Here is a 14,928-nt window from a genome sequence, read left to right as displayed (position 1 = left end):
AGAGCGCGGGCGAAAACGGGCCCGCTGGGGAACCAAGATTTGATCCGCGTCGAAAACCTGCACCGCCACTTCGGCGGTTTTCGTGCCGTTGACGGGGCCAGCCTGGAGATCGCCAAAGGGTCGATCACCGGGCTCGTCGGCCCCAACGGCGCCGGCAAGACCACGCTGTTCAACGTCGTCGCCGGGGCGCTCGCGCCCACCTCGGGCCGCGTGCTCATGGATGGCGAGGACGTCAGCGGGCTGCCGCCGCACGAGCTCTTCCACAAGGGCCTGCTGCGCACCTTCCAGATCGCCCATGAGTTCAGCTCGATGAGCTGCCGCGAGAACCTGATGATGGTCCCCGGCAGCCAGTCGGGCGAGAGCCTGTGGAACGCCATATTCGGCCGCGGCCGCATCGCCCAGGAAGAGGCGGCCTTGCTGAAGAAGGCCGACGAGGTGCTCGACTTCCTGACCATCTCGCACCTCAAGGACGAGAAAGCCGGCAACCTGTCGGGCGGCCAGAAGAAGCTGCTCGAACTCGGCCGCACGATGATGGTCGACGCCAAGATCGTCTTCCTCGACGAGGTCGGCGCGGGCGTCAACCGCACCCTGCTCAACACCATCGGCGACGCCATCCTGCGGCTCAACCAGGAGCGCGGCTACACCTTCTGCATGATCGAGCACGACATGGATTTCATCGGGCGCCTTTGCGATCCGGTCATCGTCATGGCCGAGGGCAAGGTGCTCGCCGAGGGTACGGTCGAGGAGATCAAGTCCAACGAGGCGGTGATCGAGGCCTATCTCGGCACCGGCCTGAAGAACAAGGAGATGATCGGCGGATGATCTGCTTGTTCGAGAGAGTTGGCGGCTCGGCCCCCGCGGACCAAAGGCGTACAGCTCGTCACGCAGGGGGCTCCGCCCCCACCGCGCTGCGCGCGGCTCCCCCGGCGTATTTTGCAAGAGAAGAAGAGGCGGGCGCAGCATGAGCGGCGAGACCTACGGAGATCGCGGCAACAAGGACCGCTCGATCACCAATCCCGCGGGCATGGGCGACGCCTGGCCCGTCAAGCCCGGCGGCGCGGCCCATGCCGCCCCCGGCGGGCCCTTCCTCATCGGCGACGCGATGACCGGCGGCTACGGCAAGGGCGCCGACATCCTGCATGGCTGCACTATCGCCGTCGAGCGCGGCGAGATCGCCGTCATCGTCGGGCCGAACGGCGCCGGCAAGTCCACCGCCATGAAGGCGGTCTTCGGCATGCTCGATCTGCGCTCGGGCTCGGTCCGGCTCGATGGCGAGGACATCACCGCGCTGTCGCCGCAGGACCGGGTGAAGCGCGGCATGGGCTTCGTGCCGCAGGTGCGCAACATCTTCCCCTCGATGACCGTCGAGGAGAACCTCGAGATGGGCGCCTTCATCCGCAAGGATGACTTCCGCGACACCATGGAACAGGTCTACACGCTGTTCCCGATCCTGCGCGACAAGCGCCGGCAGGCGGCGGGCGAGCTCTCGGGCGGTCAGCGTCAGCAGGTGGCCGTTGGCCGCGCGCTGATGACCCGCCCGAAGGTGCTGATGCTCGACGAGCCGACGGCGGGCGTCTCGCCCATCGTGATGGACGAGCTGTTCGACCGCATCCTCGAGGTGGCGCGCACCGGCATCCCGATCCTGATGGTCGAGCAGAACGCCCGGCAGGCGCTGGAGATCGCCGACAAGGGCTACGTGCTGGTTCAGGGCGGCAATGCCTTCACCGGCACCGGCCAGGAGTTGCTGGCCGATCCCGACGTACGGCGGAGCTTCCTCGGTGGCTGAGGTGCGTAATTTCGGAACGATGAAGCGGCTGACACTCGCGACGGCGGCCTTGTCGGGGCTGTGCTCCGGCGCTCTCGCCGAGGGCGCGCGGCTGAACCTCGACTGCAGCCTTGTCACCGTCTGCTCCGAGGCGGGAATCTGCGCCGCGGGCGAAGGGCCCGTCGCTTTCACCCTCGCCCCCTTGGAGACGGATGCGGCAGGCGCCGGCGACTATGAGGTGAGCGTCGACGGCGCCGAGGCCCTGCCCGCCGCGGCGCTCGGCTTCGCCGGGCCGTTCCTCTGGCAGCCGTCCGAGGGCACGCGCATGGCGCTCAGCCTGACCAGCGAAACCACGGCGCTCTGGACGCGCCAGACCACCCGGAGCGGCACCGATGCGCCGCCCTCGGCGGAAATTGACTTTCTGACCTGCAGGATCCTGCCCTGATGGACTTCCTCAACGCATTCGTGGCCCTGGCCAATTTCGTCATCGTCCCGGCGCTCGCCTACGGCAGCCAGCTGGCGCTCGGCGCGCTCGGCGTGACGCTCATCTACGCAATCCTGCGTTTCTCCAACTTCGCCCATGGCGACACCATGGCCTGGGGCACCATGTGCGCCGTGCTGGCCACCTGGGGTCTGCAAGCCGCCGGGGTGAGCCTCGGGCCGCTGCCGACCGCGCTGCTCGCCATCCCCGTCGGCATCGCCGGGGCCGCCGTGCTGGTGCTGGCGACCGACCGGGTGGTCTACCGCTTCTACCGCGCGCAGAAGGCCAAGCCGGTGATCCTGGTGATCGTCTCGATGGGCATCATGTTCGTCTACAACGGGCTCACCCGCTTCATCATCGGCCCCGATGACCAGAACTTCGCCGACGGCGAGCGCTTCCTGATTTCAGCGCGCGATTTCAAGGTGATGACCGGCCTCGACGAGGGGCTGGCGATCAAGACCACCCAGGCGCTGACCATGGTGGTGGCACTGATCACCGTGGCGCTGCTCTTCTGGTTCCTCAACCGCACGCGCACCGGCAAGTCCATGCGGGCCTATTCCGACAACGAGGACCTGGCGCTGCTCTCGGGGATCAACCCCGAGCGCGTGGTGACGGTGACCTGGCTGATCGTGGCGGCGCTGGCGACCATCGCGGGCGTGCTCTACGGGCTCGACAAGAGCTTCAAGCCCTTCACCTACTTCCAGCTGCTGCTGCCGATCTTCGCGGCGGCCATCGTCGGCGGCATCGGCAACCCGCTCGGCGCCATCGCCGGCGGCTTCGTCATCGCCTTTTCCGAGGTTGGCATCACCTACGCCTGGAAGAAGGTGCTGGGCTACATGATGCCCGAAAGCCTGGAGCCGGACGGGCTCGTGCAGCTGCTCTCCACCGACTACAAATTCGCGGTCAGCTTCGTGATCCTGGTGATCGTCCTGCTGTTCCGCCCGACCGGACTGTTCAAGGGGCAGACCATATGACCCGCACCATTGGTCTCTTCGCGCTGGTCGCAGCGCTGATCCTCGGCACCGGCTTCCTGCAGAGCTGGAACTCGGCGCTGATCATCCTCAACATGGGCCTGGTGAGCGCGATCATGGCGCTTGGGGTCAACCTGCAATGGGGCCTTGCCGGGCTGTTCAACGTCGGCGTCATGGGCTTTGTCGCCGTCGGCGGGCTGGCCGTGGTGCTGGTCTCCATGGCCCCGGTGCCCGAGGCCTTTGCCGCCGGCGGACCGCGGGTCATCGGCGCTCTGGCGTTCGGTGTGGCCGTCGTGGTCGCGGCGGTGCTGGCATGGAAGAAGCTCGGCAAGGGCCTGCGCGGCTGGGCCGTGGCGGCGATCACCGTGGCGGGCTTCTTTGCCTACCGCGCGCTGCTCGACCCGGCTGTGGATGCCATCGAGGCGGTGAACCCGGCGGCCACCGGCTATCTCGGCGGACTGGGCCTGCCGGTGCTGCTGGCCTGGCCGATCGGCGGGGTGATGGCGGCGGGCGTGGCCTGGGCGATCGGCAAGACCGCCCTCGGGCTGCGGTCGGACTACCTGGCCATCGCCACGCTCGGCATCGCCGAGATCATCATCGCGGTGCTGAAGAACGAGGACTGGCTGGCGCGCGGCGTGAAGAACGTCATCGGCCTGCCCCGCCCGGTGCCCTACGAGATCGACCTGCAGGCCGACCCTGGCTTTGCCGAGACCGCGAGCAGCCTCGGCCTCGACGCCACCACCGCCTCGACGCTGGCGGTGAAGCTGGGCTATTCGCTGCTCTTCACCGCGGTGCTGGTGGTCCTGCTGGTCCTCGCCCAGCTGGCGCTGAAGTCGCCCTGGGGCCGGATGATGCGTGCGATCCGCGACAACGAGACCGCGGCCGAGGCGATGGGCAAGGACGTCACCCGCCGCCACCTGCAGATCTTCGTGCTCGGCTGCGCGCTCTGCGGCATGGCCGGCGCGATGATGACCACGCTCGACGGTCAGCTCACTCCGGGCACCTACCAGCCGTTGCGCTACACCTTCCTGATCTGGGTGATGGTCATCGTCGGCGGCTCGGGCAACAACCTCGGCGCCGTGCTTGGCGGTTTCCTGATCTGGTTCCTCTGGGTGCAGGTCGAGCCGATGGGCCAGTTCGTGATGAACCTCATCACCTCCGGCATGGCCGAGGGCTCGGCGATCAAGGCGCATCTTCAGGACAGCGTGCAGCACATGCGGCTGCTGACCATGGGGGTGATCCTGCTGCTGGTGCTACGTTTTGCGCCGCGCGGCCTGCTCCCCGAGAAGTGAGAGACCCTGCTGATCCCGCCCCGGCGGGGTCAGCAACCTTTGGCCGAGAGCAGCCCCGCCTGCGCGGGCTTTGGCCGAATGGACGGCATGTCGCAGTCTAACGCTATGGTAATTTCCCTGTCTCATCTTAGGTGAACGTCACCGCCGACGACCGTGTCCCAGCCGGTTCAATCTCCCTGATTGACGCGCCCGAGGGACCTCCGGCCCGGTTCGTGTCGGGAACACTATTCCCGGCGCATTCGTTCGCATCAGGTTCGCACCGTGCCGCTCAGGTTGAGCCGGTCACAGCAAGAACCGGACTGATACTGAAACCTTCAGGAGTCATGAGACACATGAATTGGCAGAGCATCACCCGCAACTGGGGCCTCACCGCAGAGCGCCTCGCCCAGCGTTTCCCGCAGCTCGAAGCCGAGTCGCTGCGCCGCCAACGCCCCGACCGCGGGGCTGTCGCACAGGAAATTGCCGATCGGCATGACCTGACCCTGCTCGAGGCAGAGCGCGAACTCGATGACTGGCTTTTCGCCCAGAGCGCCGCGCAGCAGCTGGATCGTCTTGCAGGCTGATCCTGCCTTTCAGACTTGCCGGAGATGCGGGGCCACGCGCCCCGGACCTGCTCAGGTCAGCGAAGTGACCCAGAGGATGGTCGCATCCTCTGCGCTGACCGACACGACATTGTGCCCCATCGAGGCGTCGTAATAGGCTGAATCGCCGCGGCGCATCTCGATGGGCTCGTAGAACTCGGTGTAGAGCATCGCGACCCCGGTCAGCACGTAGAGGAATTCCTCGCCATCGTGCCGCACCCATCCATCAAATTCATCCATCGACCGCGCCCGGACCCGGGCACGATACGGCAGCATCTTCTTACGGGTCAGCGTTTCGGCAAGCAGCTCATGCTCGTAGGTCGTGGTGACCTGATGCAGCCCCTCGCCGTCCTTGACGTGCACCATCCGGCCAGAGACCTGCTCGCGCTTCGGCGGTGTGAAGAGTTGCGGCACCGAGATGTCGAGCCCGACGGCCAGCTTCTTCAGCGCCTCGTACGTCGGAGACATCTGGCCGTTCTCGATTTTCGACAGCGTCGAACGCGCCAGCCCGGCCTGCCGTGCAGCCTGCTCCAGCGTCCAGTCCCGTTCCTTGCGCAACTCGCGCACGCGCGCGCCCAGATCGAGCGGCTCGGCGGTCTGTTCCTGGCCGGACTCGCGGGCAATGCGGATGAGGGTACGGGGATCGCGCGACATGGGGATTGCCATAGCCTTCCGCCGCGATGCTTGCAATGGCGCTTGCAGCGGGCTTGCGCGACTCCTGCGCGCTGCCTAAGCCTTTTCCCATGCTGTCCGTTTTCGATGAGGGCACCTTCGCCCCCTGTCCCGCACCATTCAATCTCGCCGCCCATGTGCTCGCGGCGGGCGAAGCCACGCCCGACAAGATCGCCCTGTCGATCCTGCGCCCCACGGGGGCCGAGCGCTGGTCCTACGCCAGGCTGATCGCAGCCATACGCGGCACCGCCACGGGGCTGCTGCAAGCCGGTATCGAGCCGGGCCAGATCGTGCTGCTGCGGCTCGGCAATACGGTCGATTTCCCCATCGCCTATCTCGGCGCAATCGCTGCGGGCATCGTGCCGGTGCCGACCTCTTCGCAGCTGACCGAGCCGGAGGTGGCGCGCATCCTGGCGCAGCTTTCTCCCGCCGCTGTGCTGCGCGCCGAGGGCATCGCCTGCCCGCCAGCAGACATCCCGGTCCACACCGCCGAAACCTTCACCAGCTGGCACGATCTGCCCCCCGCCGACTATGCGATGGGCGACCCGGAGCGGCTCGCCTACATCATCTACACCTCGGGCACCTCGGGTGTGCCGCGCGCCGTGGGCCATGCCCACCGCGCGATCTGGGCACGGCAGATGATGATGGAAGGCTGGTACGGGCTGCTTCCTTCGGACCGGCTGCTGCACGCCGGGGCCTTCAACTGGACCTACACGCTGGGCACCGGGCTGATGGATCCCTGGACCCGCGGCGCCACCGCGCTGATCCCCAAGGCCGGCACTGACCCCGCGCAGCTGGCGCTGCTGATGAAGCGCAACGACGCCAGCCTCTTCGCCGCCGCTCCGGGCGTGTTTCGGCAAGTCCTGAAATACCCCGTGCCGCCGCTGCCCAAACTGCGCCACGCACTCTCGGCCGGGGAGAAACTCTCCAACACGATCCGCGACAGCTGGCGCGCGGCGACGGGCAGCGAGATCTACGAGGCCTTCGGCATGTCCGAATGCTCGACCTTCATTTCAGGCTCTCCCGAAACCCCCGCCCTCCCCGGAACGCTGGGCCGCCCGCAAGCCGGGCGGCGCGTGGCCGTGCTTGGGCCGGACCACACCCCCGTTGCCCTGAACGAGCCAGGCACCCTCGCCGTTCACCGCGGCGATCCGGGGCTGATGCTGGGCTACATTGGTGCCCCGGACGAGACCGAGGCGCGCTTTGCCGGAGACTGGTTCCTGACCGGCGACCAGGTGACCATGGGCGAAGGCGCCTCCATCACCTATCTTGGCCGCGACGACGACATGATGAACGCGGGCGGCTACCGGGTCTCACCGCTGGAGGTCGAAGCGGCGCTCGCGGACCTGCCCGGCGTGCTCGAGCTGGCGGTCACCGATCTTGCGATCAAGGAGGATGTGCGTGTCATCGCCGCCTTCTACGTCTCCGACGCGCCAATCGACGAGGACGCGCTTCAAGCCGCCGCCGCCGAAAGGCTCGCCCGCTACAAGCAGCCGCGCACCTGGGTGCGTGTCGAGGCCCTGCCGCGCAACGCCAATGGCAAGCTGCGCCGGAAGGCTCTGCAGGATCAAGCGATCGACTGACAGAACAAAGAAGGCCGGGCGAAACGCCCGGCCTTGCGATTGGCTGCGCCGCTCTGGATCAGCTGCAGCCCGAGGTACCTCCGCAAGTGTTGCACTTCATGCAGGTGCCGTTGCGCACCAGCGTGTAGTTGCCGCATTCGCCGCAGGCCTCGCCCTCGTAGCCCTGCATCCGTGCCTTGGTCCGCGCATCCATCGCCAACGCCGAGGTGGTCACCGACATCGAGACCGCCGCCGGGCGCTCCTCGGAAATCAGCGTACCGAGCGCCGAGAGCTCCTGCGGCAGGCGCTTGCGCAGATAGCCCGAGGAGGAGATGTGCTTGAGCACCTCCAGCGAACGGGTCGCGGCGCTCTCGCTCAGTTCCTCGACGTTGCCGAGCCCGTCTTCCTCTCCACGTCCGAGATCGTCGAAAGTCGCCCCCGAGGGTTTCACATGCGCAAGATCGGTGCGATCGAGGTAGGACACCGCCAGCTCGCGGAACACGTAGTCGAGGATCGAGGTCGCGTTCTTGATGCTGTCATTGCCCTGCACCATGCCCGCCGGTTCGAACTTGGTGAAGGTGAAGGCGTCGACGAACTCCTCCAGCGGCACGCCGTACTGAAGGCCCACCGACACGGCGATGGCGAAGTTGTTCATCATTGCCCGGAAGCCCGCGCCTTCCTTGTGCATGTCGATGAAGATCTCGCCAAGCGAGCCGTCGCCATATTCGCCGGTGCGCAGGTAGACCTTGTGCCCGCCGACCACGGCCTTCTGGGTGTAGCCCTTGCGGCGGTCGGGCATCTTCTCGCGGTGCGAGCGGACCAATTCCTTGACCACCACCTTCTCGATGACCTTCTCGGCCAGCACCTGCGCTTTCGCGGCGGGCGTGCCGGTTTCCAGAACCTCCTGCGCGTCCTCGTCATCCTCGACCAGCGCCGCCGCGAGCGGCTGGCTGAGCTTGGAGCCGTCGCGGTAGAGCGCGTTGGCCTTCACGCCCAGCGACCAGCTCAACTCGTAGGCCTGCTGACAGTCCTCGATGGTGGCCGAGTTGGGCATGTTGATGGTCTTGGAGATCGCGCCCGAGATGAAGCTCTGCGCCGCGGCCATCATGTGGATATGGCTGTCGACCGAGAGGTAGCGCTTGCCCTTCTTGCCGCAGGGGTTGGCGCAATCGAAGACGCCGAGGTGCTCGTCCTTGAGGAAGGGCGCGCCCTCAAGCGTCATCGTCCCGCAGACATGGTCGTTCGCCGCCTCAATCTCCGCCTTGCTGAAGCCGAGGTGGCGCAGCAGGTCGAAGCTCGGATCCGAGAGCTTCTCGGCCGGGATGCCCAGCGTGCCGCGGCAGAACTCCTCGCCAAGCGTGAAATGGTTGAACACGAAGCGGATGTCGAAGGCCGTGGCCAGCGCGCCTTCGATCTTCTCGAGCTGAGCCTTGCCGAAGCCATGGCCGATCAGCGCCGTGTGGTTCACCCCCGGCGCATTGCCGAGCGAGCCGTGGCCGACCGCGTAGGAGATGATCTCCTCGATCTGGCTCGGGCTGTACCCGAGGCCTGCCAGCGCCGCCGGCACCGAGCGGTTGATGATCTTGAAATAGCCGCCGCCCGCGAGCTTCTTGAACTTCACCAGCGCGAAGTCCGGCTCGATACCGGTGGTGTCGCAATCCATCACGAGACCGATGGTCCCGGTCGGTGCGATCACCGTGGTCTGGGCGTTGCGATAACCGTGCGTCTCGCCCAGTTCCAACGCCTTATCCCACGCAGATTTTGCCAATTCCACAAGGTCTTGGTCAGGACAGTTCGCGTGATCCAGCGGCACCGGCTTCACCGCCAGCGCCTCGTAGCCCTCGGTCTTGCCATGGGCCGCCGTGCGGTGGTTGCGAATGACCCGCAGCATGTGGTCGCGATTGCGCGCGTAGCCGTCGAAGGTCCCAAGCTCGCTCGCGATTTCGGCCGAGGTCGCATAAGCGGTGCCGGTCATGACCGCGGTCAGCGCGCCGCAAAGCGCCCGGCCCGCGCCGCTGTCGTAGCTCAGCCCCATGTTCATCAGCAGGCCGCCGATATTCGCATACCCAAGGCCAAGCGTACGGAAATCATAGGAAAGTTGCGCGATCTCCTTGCTGGGGAACTGTGCCATCAGCACCGAGATTTCCAGCGTCAGGGTCCAGAGCCGCGTCGCGTGCACATAGCTTTCCGCGTCGAACTTGCCGTCCTTGAGGAAGGTCAGCAGGTTCATCGAGGCCAGGTTGCAGGCGGTGTCATCGAGGAACATGTACTCCGAGCACGGGTTCGAGCCGCGGATCGCGCCATCCTCGGGACAGGTGTGCCAGGCGTTGACCGTGTCGTGGAACTGGATGCCGGGATCGGCGCAGGCCCAGGCCGCGTGACCCACCTGCTCCCAAAGATCACGCGCTTTCAGTGTCTTGGCGACCGTTCCGTCGGTACGCCGGATCAGCTCCCAATCGGCATCCTCGCGCACCGCCTGCAGGAAGGCGTCGGTGACGCGAATCGAGTTGTTGGAATTCTGCCCCGCAACGCTGGCATAGGCCTCGCTGTCCCAATCGGTGTTGTAGGTCGGGAACTCGATGCTGGCATAGCCCTGCTTCGCGTAGTCCAGCACCCGCTTGATGTAGGTCTCTGGGATCGCGAGCTTTTTAGCCTCACGAACGGCCGACTTCAGCCCCGCGTTGGCCGCCGGATCATAGGCATCTGTCTCCGCCCCGTCCCAGCTGCGGATCGCGTCGAAGATGGCATTGAGCATCTTCTCGTGCATCTTCGAACCGGCGACGATGCTGGCGACCTTCTGCTCTTCCTTGACCTTCCAGTTGATGAAATCCTCGATGTCCGGATGGTCGGCATCGACGATCACCATCTTGGCGGCGCGGCGGGTGGTGCCGCCGGACTTGATCGCCCCTGCCGCCCGGTCGCCGATCTTGAGGAACCCCATCAGGCCGGAGGATTTGCCACCGCCCGAGAGTGGCTCGTTCTCGGCGCGCAGGCTCGAGAAGTTGGTGCCGGTGCCCGAGCCGTATTTGAAGAGGCGCGCCTCGCGCACCCAGAGATCCATGATGCCGCCCTCGTTCACCAGGTCATCGCTGACCGACTGGATGAAGCAGGCGTGCGGTTGCGGGTGCTCGTAGGCGGACTTCGACTTGGTGAGCTTGCCGGTCTTGTGATCGACGTAGAAATGCCCCTGGCCCGGGCCGTCGATGCCATAGGCCCAGTGCAGGCCGGTGTTGAACCATTGCGGCGAGTTCGGCGCGGCGGTCTGGCTCGCCAGCATGTGGCGCATCTCGTCGTAATAGGCCTGTGCGTCGGCCTCGGTGGTGAAATAGCCCCCCTTCCAGCCCCAGTAGGTCCAGGCACCCGCCAACCGGTCGAAGACCTGCTTGGCCGAGGTCTCGCCGCCGCGCGGCGCGTCGGCGTCCGCCGGGACCGAGCGCCAGAGGAACTCGGGCACGCCCACCTCTTTCACCTTCTTGAGCGCCGTGGGGACGCCAGCCTTGCGGAAATATTTCTGGGCGATCACGTCAGAGGCGACCTGGCTCCAGCCGGCAGGCACCTCCATGTTGTCGAGCTTGAAGACCGAACTGCCGTCGGGGTTGCGGATCTCCGAGGTGGTGGTGACGAAATCGATGCCCGCGTAAGCGTCCTGTCCCGCCGTGGTGTAGCGCCTGTCGATCTTCATGGTCTCTGCCCTTGCCTGCTGGCCCAAATAACATCCGGACTGCAAGGCACAGGGATCCCGCCGACAGGCGCGCGCTCTGCGTGCCCGCCCCTAATTCGTGGCGCATCCATTTGAACTGTCCCTGCGGTAGGCCACTACATATTGTGGCTCTTGGTCCGTCGCCAACAAACTGGCTCACAACCGCGTCAGCGGTCAACGAAAAATTCCGCGTTGCCCCATATATTTGGTGACGCGCTGCGCTGGAAACACCACAGCTAGGAAATCCGTCTTGGTGGAAGACTTTGATCAAACCGACGGGAGCCCAATGTTCACTGAGCGAACCGCACGGAACTGACACAATTTGTGTCAGGGTGACACAACATGTAGCGGATTGTATCTTGGACAGCCACAGTGCGGCTTTCGTTGGCACCCGGGATCTGATGCACAAAAAACACGCGCAATCGCGCATAGGTCGGCAGGACGTCAGGTCATGGGGACGGTCCCACGGACGCATGTGCAGAGGGCACCGACATGCGGGCGTCGCTCATTCTGAAGGGAAAGGATGCGCCTCGCGCTGTGGTCGGGGCGAGAGGATTCGAACCTCCGACCTACGGTACCCAAAACCGTCGCGCTACCAGGCTGCGCTACGCCCCGACGGGACAGCCAATACAAGGCTCGCCCGGGATTGAAAAGCCGAAAAAACCTATTCGCAGGCCCAAGCTGCATCAGAGATCGCAGGGTGCTGCATCTCGCTCCCCTCGGCGATGCCGAGACGCGAGGCCATGCCGCCGTTGATCTCCAGCACGTATTGCACCGGCGCACCGCTCTCGATGGCCGTCAGGTCCCCTGGAACGGCGTTTTCATGCACCGAAACCACGACGCCCTGCGCATCGGCAAAGATCATGTCTAGCGGAATCAAGGTGTTCTTCATCCAGAAGGACACCGGATGTGGTTCGTCATAGACAAAGAGCATGCCCGCGGTCGAAGGCATCTCCTCGACGAACATGAGCCCGCGCGCCCGCTCCTTGGTGGAGTCGGCCACGGCAACCGCGAAGCGCGCGGTGCCCCAGTCACCGCGAAGCTGCAGAGCCTCCGCGCTGCACGCCGCCTGGGCCGCCTGCCCGAAGACAAGCAATCCTGCCGATGCGATCAGTGCTCTACCGCGGTTTCCCATGCGCAGACCTCCGTGGCCATCTGACCCCGCTTGCCCTGGATCACCCGGATGGCCAGCGCCTCGCCGGGTTGCAGGTCCGCAAGCCCGGAGCGCCGCAGCACCTCGATGTGGATGAACACGTCCTGATCACGGCCGAAGACATTGGCAAAGCCGAAGCCCTTGGCCTTGTCGAACCATTTCACCCGCGCCGGTTCAAGCGGCGCCGACTTGATGATTTCGGGATCGATTTCCTCGAAATCCGCCAGCGGAACACCGGCCGGGGCTTCGGGGGGCTCTATCCTGAAGACCTCGGTGGCCTGAATGCCACGTTCGGTGCTCTGGATGCTCACTTCTATGCGGGCCGCGTCGGCCACGGAACTCTGCCCGAAATTGCGCAGCACATTGGCATGCAGCAAGATATCGGGTCCTCCCTCGTCCGAGATGACGAAGCCGAACCCCTTTACGGGATCGAACCACTTCACCCGGCCAAGCACGCGCCGCGTTTCACTCTCGTCTTGTGTCAAATGCGTTTCCACTGGTCGTCTTGCGTATCCCCACCACCCTCTTGCGTTAGGGTGCCGTTAAAATGCAAGTCATTGAAACCTGTATTCTCTACCAATTTGCATTTCATGCATCATGAAATTTAAGGATTTAGCCTGGTCACTGTCCACTCATCCGAAACACTTGTACGCCGCCATACGAACCGGTCGTGCAACCGGAACGCGCCATCGGCCCAAAATTCAATTTCTACGGGAGTGATCCGAAATCCCCCCCAAAATTCAGGCCGCGGCGGGTTCGGCCCCTTGGTCGCCGTAATCTTGGCAACCTCCGCCATCAAAGATGCCCGCGACGCGAGAGGCCTGGACTGTTTGGATGCCCAAGCCCCAAGTCGGGACTTCAACGAACGCGACGCGTAATATGCGTCGGCCTGCGGGCCATCCTCCTTCGTGACAAGGCCACGAACTCTAATCTGACGCCGCAGTGTTTTCGAGTGTAACACAAAGGCTGCCTTACTGCTGCCCAAAATTTCCAATGCCTTGGAACTTTCGTAGTTTGTGTAGAAAACAAAGGCATTCGCCTCGATTTCCTTGAGAAGAACCATACGGACGTTGGGCATTCCATTGGCGTCGACGGTCGCAAGCGCGATGGCGTTGGGGTCGTTCGGTTCGACGGCCTCGGCTTCGGTCAGCCAGCTCTGCGCGATCGCGAAGGGATCGTCGCCTGCAAAAATTCCACCGCGATCGCTCATCCGCCGTCTCCTTTTCCCGCCCGGCTCGTCCCGGAACAGGTGTCCAAACTCTTGATGCCCCCGGGCCAATCGCCTAAAGGACACGAACAAAATCAATGCCGGGTAGAGGTGAGGTATGTCAAACACTCTGATGGCCGGGAAGCGCGGCCTGATCATGGGTCTCGCCAACGACAAGTCGATTGCCTGGGGCATCGCGAAGAAGTTGCACGAGGCCGGGGCGGAGCTTGCCTTCTCCTATCAGGGCGATGCGCTGAAGAAACGCGTCGATCCGTTGGCCGAACAGCTGGGCTCGGATATCGTGCTGCCCTGCGACGTCTCCGACGAGGCCTCGATCGATGCACTGTTCGACGGGCTGAAGGAACGGTGGGACAACCTCGATTTCGTCGTCCACGCCATCGGGTTTTCGGACAAGAACGAGCTGCGCGGCCGCTACGTCGATACCAGCCGGTCCAACTTCAACCTGACCATGGACATCTCGGTCTACAGCTTCACCGCGGTGATGCAGCGCGCCGAGAAGATGATGAACAACGGCGGTTCCGCGCTGACGCTCACCTACTACGGTGCCGAGCGCATCATGCCCCATTACAACGTGATGGGCGTGGCCAAGGCGGCGCTCGAGGCTTCCGTGCGCTATCTGGCCGAGGACCTCGGCAAGGACGGTATCCGGGTCAACGCCATCTCGGCCGGCCCGATCAAGACGCTGGCCGCCTCGGGCATCGGCGATTTCCGCTACATCATGAAGTGGAACGAGTACAACTCGCCGCTGCGCCGCAACGTGACCATTGACGATGTCGGTGGATCGGCGCTTTACCTGCTGTCCGAGCTCGGCGCAGGCGTGACCGGCGAGACGCATCACGTCGACGCGGGCTACCATGTCGTCGGCATGAAAGCCGTCGACGCGCCCGACATTTCCAAGGGCTGAGCCCTTCACCTTCAAGGGCCTTGCCCTTCCGACCGACAGACATCCGACAGGGAGAGCCCGATGCCCGAGATGACCGACCGCCTGCCCCACGAAAAGGGCTTCCACGTCAGCTGGGACCAGCTGCACCGCGACAGCCGTGCGCTGGCCTGGCGCCTGCAGAGCCACAAGCCCGAGGGCGGTGGCGAGTGGCGTGCCGTTGTCGCGATCACCCGCGGCGGCATGGCTCCTGCGATGATCGTGGCGCGCGAGCTCAACGTCCGGATCGTGGATACGATCTCGGTCAAGAGCTACAACCACCAGGAGCAGTCGGAACCCAAGGTCATCAAGTTCCCGGACATGGACGTCATGGGTGACGGCGAGGGTGTGCTGATCATCGACGATCTCGTCGACACCGGCCGCACCCTCGAAGTGGTCCGCAAGCACCTGCCCAAGGCGCATGTGGCCACGGTCTACGCCAAGCCGATGGGCCGCCCGCAGGTCGACAGCTTCATCACCGAGGTGAGCCAGGACACCTGGATCTTCTTCCCCTGGGACATGGCGCTGCAATATGTGAAGCCGTTCCACGGCACCAACGACTGATCGTCCTTCGGATCGATATGAAAGAGGGGCGCGGCTGTGA

Annotated in this window: 14 protein-coding genes and 1 tRNA gene; 9 read left to right on the top strand and 6 right to left on the bottom strand. The window is 64.9% G+C overall.

What is annotated here, in order from left to right:
- Positions 1-39 precede the first annotated feature (39 nt).
- The 6 genes from BM397_RS02525 (at position 40) to BM397_RS02500 (ending at position 5,072) form a co-directional block, all read left to right on the top strand.
- Positions 40-822 (top strand): ABC transporter ATP-binding protein, encoded by a 783-nt coding sequence (locus BM397_RS02525; protein WP_092421277.1) that lies wholly within the window; start codon positions 40-42, stop codon positions 820-822.
- A gap of 139 nt (positions 823-961) precedes the next feature.
- Positions 962-1,786, top strand: coding sequence for an ABC transporter ATP-binding protein (locus tag BM397_RS02520; RefSeq protein ID WP_092421273.1), 825 nt, complete (start codon positions 962-964; stop codon positions 1,784-1,786).
- Positions 1,779-2,210, top strand: coding sequence for a hypothetical protein (locus BM397_RS02515; protein WP_092567351.1), 432 nt, complete (start codon positions 1,779-1,781; stop codon positions 2,208-2,210). The genes BM397_RS02520 and BM397_RS02515 overlap by 8 nt, the downstream gene beginning before the upstream one ends.
- On the top strand, positions 2,210-3,220 hold the full coding sequence (locus tag BM397_RS02510) for a branched-chain amino acid ABC transporter permease (RefSeq protein ID WP_092421268.1): 1,011 nt from the start codon (positions 2,210-2,212) through the stop codon (positions 3,218-3,220). Before BM397_RS02515 ends, BM397_RS02510 begins: the two co-directional genes overlap by 1 nt.
- Positions 3,217-4,509 (top strand): branched-chain amino acid ABC transporter permease, encoded by a 1,293-nt coding sequence (locus tag BM397_RS02505; protein WP_092421266.1) that lies wholly within the window; start codon positions 3,217-3,219, stop codon positions 4,507-4,509. The genes BM397_RS02510 and BM397_RS02505 overlap by 4 nt, the downstream gene beginning before the upstream one ends.
- A 332-nt stretch (positions 4,510-4,841) precedes the next feature.
- The gene (locus tag BM397_RS02500; RefSeq protein WP_092421265.1) at positions 4,842-5,072 is read left to right on the top strand and encodes a hypothetical protein; all 231 of its coding nucleotides are present in this window, start codon (positions 4,842-4,844) and stop codon (positions 5,070-5,072) included.
- Between the two features lie 51 nt (positions 5,073-5,123).
- Here the strand turns inward: BM397_RS02500 and BM397_RS02495 are convergent, their stop codons facing one another.
- Positions 5,124-5,744: a helix-turn-helix domain-containing protein gene (locus BM397_RS02495; protein WP_092421264.1), complete on the bottom strand. Its 621-nt coding sequence runs from the start codon at positions 5,742-5,744 to the stop codon at positions 5,124-5,126.
- 89 nt (positions 5,745-5,833) lie between these two features.
- On the opposite strand from BM397_RS02495, the gene BM397_RS02490 reads away from it, so the two are divergent.
- Positions 5,834-7,345 carry a class I adenylate-forming enzyme family protein gene (locus BM397_RS02490; RefSeq protein WP_092421260.1) on the top strand — a complete coding sequence of 504 codons (1,512 nt, stop codon included), beginning with the start codon at positions 5,834-5,836 and terminating at the stop codon, positions 7,343-7,345.
- 58 nt (positions 7,346-7,403) lie between these two features.
- Here the strand turns inward: BM397_RS02490 and BM397_RS02485 are convergent, their stop codons facing one another.
- From BM397_RS02485 to pdxH, 5 genes are all read right to left on the bottom strand, one after another.
- A complete protein-coding gene (locus BM397_RS02485; protein WP_092421259.1) occupies positions 7,404-11,006 on the bottom strand; it encodes a vitamin B12-dependent ribonucleotide reductase in 3,603 nt (1,200 codons plus the stop codon).
- 556 nt (positions 11,007-11,562) lie between these two features.
- Positions 11,563-11,639: transfer RNA gene (locus tag BM397_RS02480), tRNA-Pro, on the bottom strand.
- Between the two features lie 49 nt (positions 11,640-11,688).
- Positions 11,689-12,159: a DUF192 domain-containing protein gene (locus BM397_RS02475; protein WP_092421258.1), complete on the bottom strand. Its 471-nt coding sequence runs from the start codon at positions 12,157-12,159 to the stop codon at positions 11,689-11,691.
- Entirely contained in the window at positions 12,135-12,662 is a 528-nt protein-coding gene (locus BM397_RS02470; protein ID WP_245695984.1) for a cold-shock protein, read from the bottom strand. The genes BM397_RS02475 and BM397_RS02470 overlap by 25 nt, the downstream gene beginning before the upstream one ends.
- 119 nt (positions 12,663-12,781) lie before the next feature.
- A complete protein-coding gene (gene pdxH / locus BM397_RS02465) occupies positions 12,782-13,387 on the bottom strand; it encodes a pyridoxamine 5'-phosphate oxidase (protein WP_092421247.1) in 606 nt (201 codons plus the stop codon).
- A gap of 115 nt (positions 13,388-13,502) precedes the next feature.
- On the opposite strand from pdxH, the gene fabI reads away from it, so the two are divergent.
- Complete coding sequence (gene fabI, locus BM397_RS02460) at positions 13,503-14,309, top strand: enoyl-ACP reductase FabI (RefSeq protein ID WP_092421245.1); 807 nt, start codon at positions 13,503-13,505, stop codon at positions 14,307-14,309.
- A 69-nt stretch (positions 14,310-14,378) separates the two neighbouring features.
- Positions 14,379-14,888 carry a xanthine phosphoribosyltransferase gene (gene gpt / locus BM397_RS02455; RefSeq protein ID WP_092422372.1) on the top strand — a complete coding sequence of 170 codons (510 nt, stop codon included), beginning with the start codon at positions 14,379-14,381 and terminating at the stop codon, positions 14,886-14,888.
- The last annotated feature ends 40 nt before the right edge of the window (positions 14,889-14,928 follow it).

Origin of the sequence: Alloyangia pacifica, from assembly GCF_900116195.1 — a bacterium.
Classification (GTDB): Bacteria; Pseudomonadota; Alphaproteobacteria; order Rhodobacterales; family Rhodobacteraceae; genus Salipiger; species Salipiger pacificus.
The sequence above is the reverse complement of the archived record's forward strand: the minus strand, read 5'-3'. Positions and strand labels throughout refer to the sequence as shown.

Bases quoted from the DNA above. Each gene is read 5' to 3' on its own strand.
- BM397_RS02520 (WP_092421273.1), top strand. From the start codon at position 962: ATGAGCGGCGAGACCTACGGAGATCGCGGCAACAAGGACCGCTCGATC.
- BM397_RS02510 (WP_092421268.1), top strand. From the start codon at position 2,210: ATGGACTTCCTCAACGCATTCGTGGCCCTGGCCAATTTCGTCATCGTC.
- BM397_RS02505 (WP_092421266.1), top strand. From the start codon at position 3,217: ATGACCCGCACCATTGGTCTCTTCGCGCTGGTCGCAGCGCTGATCCTC.
- BM397_RS02500 (WP_092421265.1), top strand. From the start codon at position 4,842: ATGAATTGGCAGAGCATCACCCGCAACTGGGGCCTCACCGCAGAGCGC.
- BM397_RS02495 (WP_092421264.1), bottom strand. From the start codon at position 5,744: ATGTCGCGCGATCCCCGTACCCTCATCCGCATTGCCCGCGAGTCCGGC.
- BM397_RS02490 (WP_092421260.1), top strand. From the start codon at position 5,834: ATGCTGTCCGTTTTCGATGAGGGCACCTTCGCCCCCTGTCCCGCACCA.
- BM397_RS02485 (WP_092421259.1), bottom strand. From the start codon at position 11,006: ATGAAGATCGACAGGCGCTACACCACGGCGGGACAGGACGCTTACGCG.
- BM397_RS02475 (WP_092421258.1), bottom strand. From the start codon at position 12,159: ATGGGAAACCGCGGTAGAGCACTGATCGCATCGGCAGGATTGCTTGTC.
- pdxH (WP_092421247.1), bottom strand. From the start codon at position 13,387: ATGAGCGATCGCGGTGGAATTTTTGCAGGCGACGATCCCTTCGCGATC.
- fabI (WP_092421245.1), top strand. From the start codon at position 13,503: ATGTCAAACACTCTGATGGCCGGGAAGCGCGGCCTGATCATGGGTCTC.
- gpt (WP_092422372.1), top strand. From the start codon at position 14,379: ATGACCGACCGCCTGCCCCACGAAAAGGGCTTCCACGTCAGCTGGGAC.